The 8,805-nt window shown below is 61.2% G+C and carries 7 protein-coding genes and 1 pseudogene; 5 read left to right on the top strand and 3 right to left on the bottom strand.

The features are described 5' to 3' along the window. Positions 1–370 precede the first annotated feature (370 nt). Complete coding sequence (locus tag AWB67_RS32925; protein ID WP_087660220.1) at positions 371–1,717, bottom strand: PQQ-dependent sugar dehydrogenase; 1,347 nt, start codon at positions 1,715–1,717, stop codon at positions 371–373. A 331-nt stretch (positions 1,718–2,048) separates the two neighbouring features. Here AWB67_RS32925 and AWB67_RS32920 point away from each other — a divergent pair, with 331 nt between their 5' ends. The 5 genes and pseudogenes from AWB67_RS32920 (at position 2,049) to AWB67_RS32905 (ending at position 7,549) form a co-directional block, all read left to right on the top strand. Then, positions 2,049–2,615, top strand: a complete 567-nt coding sequence (locus tag AWB67_RS32920; protein ID WP_087660219.1) for a cytochrome b — start codon at positions 2,049–2,051, stop codon at positions 2,613–2,615. Between the two features lie 17 nt (positions 2,616–2,632). After that, complete coding sequence (locus tag AWB67_RS32915; protein ID WP_087660218.1) at positions 2,633–3,325, top strand: VIT1/CCC1 transporter family protein; 693 nt, start codon at positions 2,633–2,635, stop codon at positions 3,323–3,325. A gap of 948 nt (positions 3,326–4,273) precedes the next feature. Continuing rightward, positions 4,274–4,375: pseudogene (locus AWB67_RS43800) on the top strand (VIT1/CCC1 transporter family protein); the annotation flags it as partial. Between the two features lie 462 nt (positions 4,376–4,837). Further along, entirely contained in the window at positions 4,838–7,264 is a 2,427-nt protein-coding gene (locus AWB67_RS32910; protein ID WP_087660217.1) for a glucose/quinate/shikimate family membrane-bound PQQ-dependent dehydrogenase, read from the top strand. Positions 7,265–7,300: 36 nt separating this feature from the next. Beyond that, positions 7,301–7,549, top strand: a complete 249-nt coding sequence (locus AWB67_RS32905; RefSeq protein WP_087660216.1) for a hypothetical protein — start codon at positions 7,301–7,303, stop codon at positions 7,547–7,549. A gap of 98 nt (positions 7,550–7,647) precedes the next feature. On the opposite strand, the gene AWB67_RS32900 is transcribed toward AWB67_RS32905, so the two are convergent. Next, on the bottom strand, positions 7,648–7,833 hold the full coding sequence (locus tag AWB67_RS32900; protein ID WP_235025476.1) for a hypothetical protein: 186 nt from the start codon (positions 7,831–7,833) through the stop codon (positions 7,648–7,650). A gap of 245 nt (positions 7,834–8,078) precedes the next feature. After that, positions 8,079–8,588 carry a hypothetical protein gene (locus tag AWB67_RS43795; RefSeq protein WP_327366912.1) on the bottom strand — a complete coding sequence of 170 codons (510 nt, stop codon included), beginning with the start codon at positions 8,586–8,588 and terminating at the stop codon, positions 8,079–8,081. Positions 8,589–8,805: the final 217 nt, after the last annotated feature.

Here is an 8,805-nt window from a genome sequence, read left to right as displayed (position 1 = left end):
AATCGACAAGCGGCGCCCGGCGCCGAGGCTGGTTTCGGCAATTCCCAGTGTCTACGCGTTTTGACACGGTCTGGGCCAGGAGGAGACGGTCAATGGGTTATTGCGAATGGCCGATGATTGTTGAGTTAGCGGCCGTTCGATAATTCGGCGACGGAGCGGTCGACCGGCGCGGATGTTCAGATCAATTACCGCAAACTGCCGAATCACGACAATGCTGGCTCTACCCTGCGGAGCGTCACTGGGATCCAGTTGCGGGGCCCCGTCTTTTGAGGTGACGCCACGGGCGTGCTACTTTGACTGATGAAGCGGTTCTAATCGGCACGATAACCTTGCGTCCGTCCGGTTGCCGAGCAAAGCGGCCGGGGCTGTGTCATTTAGCTGCCGGCGCGATGTCAGCCGATCTTTCATTGTTACGCGGCGCTACTCGCCATACAGCGTTGCCGACGTCGTCAGCCACGAGCAAGGCCCCATGCGCGTCCAGTGCGACGCCAACGGGTCGGCCCACGGCGTAGCCGTCTGCCGTCAGAAAGCCGCTCAGGAAATCCTCAGGTACGCCAGCAGGTTTTCCATCGACAAATGGCACGAACACCACCTTGTAACCGGTACGCGGCTTACGGTTCCATGACCCATGCTGGCCTACAAATGCCCCTCCACGATAATGAGGCGGGAACAGCGACCGGTCGTAAAAGACCAGACCCAGCGAAGCCGTATGATTGCCGAGCGCATAGTCAGGCGCGATGGCCTTTGCAACCATGTCGGGCCGCTGTGGTTTGACGCGGGCGTCGACGTGCTGGCCGTAATAGCTGTAGGGAAAGCCATAGAATGCGCCGTCCTTCACGGCAGTCATGTAGTCCGGAACAAGATTGTTGCCGAGATCGTCCCGCTCATTGACTGCCGCCCACAACGCGCCGCTGTCCGGTTGCCAAGCAAGTCCGTTGGCGTTGCGCAATCCAGTCGCATAGGGCCGCACATGGCCCGTGTCGATGTCGAACACAAGGATACGCGCTCGATCTTCTTCGGCGTCGATTCCATTTTCCCCTGCGTTGCTGTTTGATCCCACCGTGATGTACAGATGCTTGCCGGAGCGATCGACCAGGATATTTTTGGTCCAGTGATGGGTGATCGGCCCGGCCGGCAAGTCGGCAACCTTGACGCCGGGGCTTGTAAGCTGGGTGGTGCCTGTCACATAGTCGAAACGCAACAGAGCGTCCGTATCGGCAACATAGAGTTGATTGCCAATGAGCGCCATCCCGAACGGCGAGTGGAGGCCGCGAAGAAAGACGGTTTGAGTCCTCGCGACGCCGCTGCCGTCCACATCGCGTAACAGCACAATGCGATCGGGGCTCGGCACACCGGCGCCTGCGCGCTTCATGACCTGCTTTCTGACCCAGCCGAATAGGCCGCTGCCTTCATCGTGTTCTTTTGGCGCGTCGCTTTCCGCTACCAGTACGTCCCCGTTGGGCAGCGTGTAAAGCCAGCGCGGGTGCATGAGGCCACCGGCGAACTCGGTGACGAGAAAGCCGGCGGGAGCTGTGGGCATGAAACCGTCGGGGCGCGCCTGAACGGGCGCGATGTTGACCATCGGAACCAACGACGATTCCGGAGCCGGCATGGCGGGCGACGCGCCGAAGCCCGCATCGCTTGAACTTGATGGTCCGATCGCGCAGGAGGCCAGCGGCAAAACCAATGAAACAGCCAGACGATTTAGCAGGCGCATGTGGGTTCCCAGCGATGAGCGTTGATTGTGATGCGTGGGAGGAATAGCAAGAAGCCGGCCAGTGACGTTGCCTGCTAAGGCGCAAACCGCTCCCTAATTCAAGCGAAACACCTCGGCCTCCCGGCCTCCCAGTCCTACTGACGCTACGTTGACGGCTATGCGGTTACCTGAGCCGAGCATCCGGATCGCTCCCACCGAGCGTCAGGTTTCCTTAAGGTAAGGTTGCTAGCATCGGTCGGATTTGTGCAACGCTTTTTTGGGCTATCGGTTCAAAGTTCGCAGGCCGCGCGCCTCGTCAATTCATCAATTCGCGACAACTTGAGGATGAGGAATGTCTAAGGCTTATGAAATGAAGCGTCCGGCATATGATGCAGTGGCGCGCACGCTGCACTGGCTAACCGTCCTGTTGGTCGCTATGCAGTTTGTGATCGGCTGGACGATGCCGGATGTTCACAAGGACACGCAGCCCGTTAATCTGATCGCCTGGCGTCTTGGCGCGGGCGCGACGCTTGTCGCCGTGATGACAATCCGGGTGATCTGGCGAATGACGCATTGGCCCACGCCGGACGAGCTGCGGCCGCTACTCAGCGTCGTCTCGCGCATAACGCATGTTCTGCTCTACACCGCCCTGGTGCTGGTGCCGCTGCTCGGCTGGATCAACGCGTCCTCACGCGGCTGGACGGTCCGCTTGCTGGGCGTCGTGCCCTATCCTGAGCTGAGCGAACCGGGCTCGGCCTTCGGCCACGAGATGGGGGATGTGCACAGCATCCTCACATGGGTGCTCTTTACATTGATTGGTCTGCATGTCGTCCCAGCCCTGTTCCACCGCTTTGTTCTGAAGGATGATGTGCTGCAGCGGATGCTTCCCCGCGCAAAGCCGTCGCGCGATCAGGTCTGAACCACTGGGGTCTGCCAATGCTCAAGGCTCACAAAGAACGGCATCGCATCAAGGCAATTGGCTGGCTACGCGCCGCGGTGCTTGGCGCAAACGACGGCATCATTTCGACGGCAAGTCTGATAATCGGTGTCGCGTCCGCGCAAACGGAGCACGGCCATCTGGTGCTGACCGGCCTGGCTGGATTGGTAGCCGGGGCGATGTCGATGGCCACCGGCGAGTACGTATCGGTCTCGTCGCAGGCGGATACGGAAACAGCGGCGCTCGCCGAAGAGCAAGCGGAGCTCGACGCGGATGGGGCGCACGAGCATCAAGAGTTGGCGGCGATTTACGTGCGGCGCGGCCTCGACATGGCGCTTGCCAAACAGGTTGCACAGGCTTTAATGGCTCACGACGCACTCGGCGCGCATGCCCGCGACGAATTGGGTATTTCGGAAACGACCGCGGCAAATCCATTGCAGGCCGCGCTGGCGTCGGCCAGCAGCTTTTCGGTGGGGGCCGCTTTGCCGCTCATCGTCACGGCGCTCGCCCCGCAGCGATGGGTGGCCCCGAGTATCGCGGTGACGGCGCTGATTTCCCTGGCAATCCTTGGCGGACTTGCCGCGCGCGTCGGAGGAGCGAAAGTGGGTGCTGGCGTATTGCGGGTGACCTTCTGGAGCGCGCTGTCTATGGGTGTGGCATCCGCGGTCGGTGCTATATTCGGCGCAACTTGAGCCTTCGTCATGCATTTCAACACGGGCTCAGCACAGTCGATTTACTGATTTACTTCGCACTGGAACGGATGGCTTGTATCGAACATGAAAGGACCGTCACGCAGGATCACTACCTCGCCCGGCGGCCAGCCTAGCTACTTATATGGCGATTATCGTGGCAACTTACATTCTTTTTGGCGGCGGTATGGCGATCGCTCTGGCCATAGGGATCTGGGAAATCTGGAATGTCAGGGAATTCGCCTTCGGGGCAGCGCGAAGGATGCGATGCTCGAGAGCGAACGCGCTCTTGGTCACCATACTCCCGACGAATCGTCAGGTTCGAATCGTGCGGCATCTCGCCGACCCGCGGATCAGGCGCAGCTGCTCGACTCACTCATCAAGCTTGCACTATGTCCACATCCGCCATTCAGAAGACCACTCACGAAACGCGGGGAATCCCCGGTCTTGCGCTCGGCGCCATCGGCGTCGTGTTCGGGGACATTGGCACGAGCCCGCTAATCGGGCGGACAAGGACGGCCGCTGGACGCACAGGCTCCATAGCCTTGATCGCCGACACGACGAAAGGAACAACAAACGATTTGAAGAACACGACGCGACTCCCGTCCAGCCCGACGAGACCAGGCGACGTGCAACGTCCCGCATTGAGCCTGCGAGGCGATCGAACCATCGAACAAATGGAGCGTGCTGCTGAAAGACGGCGGAAAGGCCGTCATCGATGAAGCGCGCTAACCCGACTCAGCGAGTTAGCGGCACATGGATGCCCTGAGGTGGCTATCTCGCGGTTATGCTGCCGGCGCATGCCGGCATCGGACTTCCACTACAAGAGCAGGTGTCCACGGAGGACTCCTTGAAGGCAACGCGGCGGATTGTAATCGGCACGTGAGCAGCCTGGCAAGTTTAATTCGTGTAAACACATCGCGGTGCGAATTATCATGGCCTCGCCGTTTTCGGGGCGCCGGCTTTTCGGCGATTCGCCAAATTATCATTGATTTCGCGGCCGCCGCGATCACGTTCGGTGTAGGGCATCTGTTAGGCGTCTCGGTGGCATAACGGGCTCAGGCGAATCGAACTGATGACGGCTGCATGCTAATCGACGAACACGCGCAGTCACGTCAAGCGGTCGGGGCGCACATACGTGTCCCTGAATTCGGCGCCTTGTGACGCAACGCAATCGTAAGGGCGGCGATGCGGAACGTTTTCCCCGCATCACTCACATTAACCGACAACGGCCTTGGGTGACGGTGGGCACACCAACTGCTCACAGTGAAAAGCAGCGTTCATTCTCGAGCAGCAGCGGCCCATGTCCGAGGATAGTTCCCCAAGTTTCGTGGCATGTCTCGCGCATTTGTGGGAGCAAAGACGCGCAGTCGCAGCGCGACCTACCGCTAGGGAGAATTTCCAACCCATGGGCAAATGTAAGGCGGCTGGTCAGTCAGAAGGCTGACGCGTGCCATTGCGTCGGCCCGACGGCCTCTCAAACGAAAGAAGACGTAGCAACTTGAAGCCATCTACATGAATACCCGCACTTCGCCGGCACCCAAGCGGCCGAGCTCGTCCTCGCTCCTGACCCAGTGGATCACCATCGTCTTCATGCTGTTGTCAGGGCTCTACTTGTGCATCGGCGGGTGCTGGCTCGTCGCCGTCGGTGGGTCGCCCTATTATGTGATTGCAGGCATCGTGATGCTACTGATCGCTTGGCTAGTCTGGCGTGCCACCGCCCGCGCGCTCTGGCTGTATGCGGTGCTGATGTTGGGCACACTGATATGGGCGATAGCCGAATCGGGCTTCGATTTTTGGGCGCTGGCGCCGCGCCTTGATGTACTCGTGATTTTCGGCGCATGGATGGTACTTCCCTTTATGCTTCGCGTTTTCGCGAGGCCCCGGCGACCGGGCGCGAGCGCCCTCCTTGTCACGCTGGTCCTGTGCGGTATCGCGCTCGGGTACGCCTGGTTTAACGATCCTCAGCAGATCGATGCCACCGTCCAAGCGGCCGCATTGCCGTCCGCAGCACCTCCAGCGGCATCTGATGGCCGCATGGGCGACTGGCTTTCGTACGGGAACACGCAGGCCGGTACTCGGTATTCGCGGCTGGCACAGATCAACGAGAAGAACGTGCACGGGTTGCGGGAAGCATGGCGCTTTCGCACAGGGGACATGAAAGGCCCGAACGATCCGCTCGAAATCACCGATGAAGTGACGCCGCTCGCCGTCAACGGCACGCTCTACTTCTGCACGCCGCATCAGAAGGCCATCGCGCTGGACGGCAGCACCGGCGAGGAAAAGTGGCGCTTCGATCCCGAACTCAAGCCTGACCCGAGCTTTCAGCACGTGACCTGTCGTGGCCTGTCCTACTTCGAGACGGCCGCCGCCGCGCAGGCCCGCGATGCGGGCAATGCGTCGAAGCTGCCGCTGTGTGCGCGCCGCGTGATCCTTCCCGTGAACGACGGCCGTCTCTTCGAACTCGACGCCGCGACCGGCAAGCGCTGCGCGAACTTCGCCGCGAACGGCATGCTCGATCTGCAGCATCTGCAGCCCGTCAAGACGCCGGGCCAATACGAGCCGACTTCGCCGCCGGTCATCACGCCAAAGGTGATCGTCGTCGCGGGCGCAGTCACCGACAACTACAGCAACCATGAGCCTTCGGGCGTCATACGCGGCTTCGAAGTGAAATCCGGCAAGCTGCTCTGGGCGTTCGATCCGGGCGCGACCGACCCCAACGCCATTCCGGCCGACCCGCAGGGCTACACGCCGAACTCGCCGAACTCGTGGGCGCCCGCGGCGTACGACGCGAAGCTCGATCTCGTCTATCTGCCGATGGGCGTGACGACGCCGGATATCTGGGGCGGCGACCGCACGCCCGATCTAGAGCGCTACGCGAGCGGGCTGCTCGCGCTGCATGCATCGACGGGCAAGCTCGCGTGGTTCTATCAGACCGTGCATCACGATCTGTGGGACATGGACGTGCCGGCGCAGCCGACCCTCGCGGATATTCGCGACCCGAGCGGCAACGTGGTCCCGGCGATCTACGTGCCCGCGAAGACCGGCAACATCTTCGTGCTCGACCGGCGCACCGGCAAGCTCATCGTTCCCGCGCCCGAGCGGCCGGTGCCGCAGGGCGCGGCCAAGGGCGATCACGTGTCGCCGACGCAGCCCTTCTCGCAGCTCACCTTCAGGCCGCAGAAGAATCTCACCGACGCGGATATGTGGGGCGCGACGATGTACGACCAACTGATGTGCCGGGTGATCTTTCACCGGCTGCGCTACGAAGGCACGTTCACGCCGCCGTCGGAGCAAGGCACGCTGGTCTTTCCGGGCAATCTCGGCATGTTTGAGTGGGGCGGGCTCGCCGTCGATACGGACCGGCGCCTTGCCATTGCCAATCCGATCGCGCTGCCCTTCGTCTCGAAGCTCATCCCGCGCGGCCCGGGCAATCCGATTGAACCGCCGCAAGCGGGACAGGCAGGAACCGGCACGGAGGTCGGTATTCAGCCGCAATACGGCGCGCCGTTCGGGGTGGAGTTGAACCCGTTCCTCTCGCCGCTGCGCCTGCCCTGCAAGCAGCCGGCATGGGGCTATGTGGCCGCGCTGGACCTCGATACCAACAAGGTAATCTGGAAGAAGCGCATCGGCACGACGCGCGACGCATCGCCCATCCCGATTCCGTTCAAGATGGGCATGCCCATGCTCGGCGGACCGATGACGACGGCGGGCCACGTGTTTTTCATCGCCGCTACTTCCGACGACTATCTGCGCGCTTTCAGCACCGACACCGGCGAGAAGCTCTGGGAGGCCCGGCTGCCCGCGGGCGGGCAAGCGACGCCGATGACCTACGAGGCGAATGGCAAGCAGTACGTGCTCATCGCGGCGGGCGGACATGGCTCGTTCCTCACGAAGCTGGGCGATTACGTGATCGCCTATGCACTGCCGGACCAGAAGTGACCGCAGAGATCACAACAGTTTCGTTTCCCATCGAGCATGCAAACAGGCGACGCCCACTTCGGCGCGATGCATGAGAACATGTGGCCAGTGCTGCGACCAGGTGCAGCGGGCCGCTTCGGACCCGAACGAACGAAATCGGGGTCGCTGTTCGGATGTGGCATCGGACGCGGGTTCGAGGAGCCGCATGCGAGGCGAGCGGCGCAGGAATTCCTGCAACTCGCCGAATGCGAGGCGGCGCTGAATCTGCGAGCGATCTCGCATCGCCTCGTCGACATTGACGTCTGAGCGTCGGCTATAGCCCGGAAAGCGGCCCTACATCGTAAAGTACATTGTGTCGTTGGCTGCGACGGTTCCACTAGCGGATGGCGATACCGGCCTGCAGCTCATTCAAAACGCTGCACGTTCGCTTCTATCCAGATGCGTCCCCATGTAGTCGCATATTCGACGGCGTCAACGTCGCTGTGAAAGAAGTCGAGGTCACTAAAGTCGCGAGCCGGATAGCCTTGCTTCTCGACGCTGACGCTGGCTGCGTGGAGACCGTCGCGCTCGGGCTGGGCGCGGGCGATCAACCGGAATCCCCGGTAACGCGTTCTCAAATGTCGCATCGATTCGTGTCAAAGCGGGTGGCAGAAGCGGCACCCATCATGCTCCGCCGATGTGACCCGGCAATGACGTCGTCGAATCGCGAACACACATTTGTCCCACGCGACAGAAACGAGCGCTTAGCCAAGGTCTTTCTCCACTCGCGCCGATGCAGGGAAATGAGATGTGCCAAGTTGCTTGAACGAGCGCGGTCGTTATAAAGTTTCTGTGGCTAACCTTTTTCCCAGAGCAAGTAAGCGCGCTCGCGAACAGCCTGCTCTAAACCTAGTTTTGTTTCCGAATTCTTTTGAACTTCATCGCCATAAGGAGCCATCTGACCGCGCCGACTCGTATGCATTCTTGCCGTCAGCGTGCCGGGTTCAGCGTCGGGCACAAGCCGGCCTTCCGCTGCCGCTTCGAGAGCCTTGGCCTGATAGTCGGAGTCCTCGGCCGTGTTGCCCGACTCGCCCAGCGTAACAGGGTAGGTGTGCAGGACCGAACCGCGACTAGACGGACGCCCTGAGGACGCGCGGAGGAGTACTGGCATCGCGCTCTCGACGGCCATCTTCGGGAGCGGGCCTATGTTCTGTGGCAGCAAGAAGGAAGTCCCGAAGGGCGAGAAGATGAATATTGGCGTCAGCTCGTCGATTTCCAGGCTCAGTGATGCTGCCGTCCAAAGGACACGCTCAGGGCCTATCGACAGATCGCCGGAAAACCTACCCAGGGGCGTAATGCCGTTCACACCGACTGAACGGCATTTTTGTTGCCTGCTCAAAGTAGTTGTAAACGGGGCGTGTCGATGTTAAAACTTGCATCGCCATGCTGGTTGATGATCTGCTCCTTCTTGTCGAATCACAGCCGCCGCTCGAATGGGCGCGGCTGGGCCCAGACCGTGTCAAAACGCCATTTTGGCGCGGTAAAATAGCTCATCCGATAGCGAAGGATGAGCGAGATGAAGC

This window comes from Caballeronia terrestris (genome assembly GCF_001544515.1).
In the GTDB taxonomy this organism is placed as follows: Bacteria; Pseudomonadota; Gammaproteobacteria; order Burkholderiales; family Burkholderiaceae; genus Caballeronia; species Caballeronia terrestris.
The sequence above is the reverse complement of the archived record's forward strand: the minus strand, read 5'-3'. Positions and strand labels throughout refer to the sequence as shown.

Bases quoted from the DNA above. Each gene is read 5' to 3' on its own strand.
- AWB67_RS32920 (WP_087660219.1), top strand. From the start codon at position 2,049: ATGTCTAAGGCTTATGAAATGAAGCGTCCGGCATATGATGCAGTGGCG.
- AWB67_RS32910 (WP_087660217.1), top strand. From the start codon at position 4,838: ATGAATACCCGCACTTCGCCGGCACCCAAGCGGCCGAGCTCGTCCTCG.
- AWB67_RS32915 (WP_087660218.1), top strand. From the start codon at position 2,633: ATGCTCAAGGCTCACAAAGAACGGCATCGCATCAAGGCAATTGGCTGG.
- AWB67_RS32905 (WP_087660216.1), top strand. From the start codon at position 7,301: ATGCAAACAGGCGACGCCCACTTCGGCGCGATGCATGAGAACATGTGG.
- AWB67_RS32925 (WP_087660220.1), bottom strand. From the start codon at position 1,717: ATGCGCCTGCTAAATCGTCTGGCTGTTTCATTGGTTTTGCCGCTGGCC.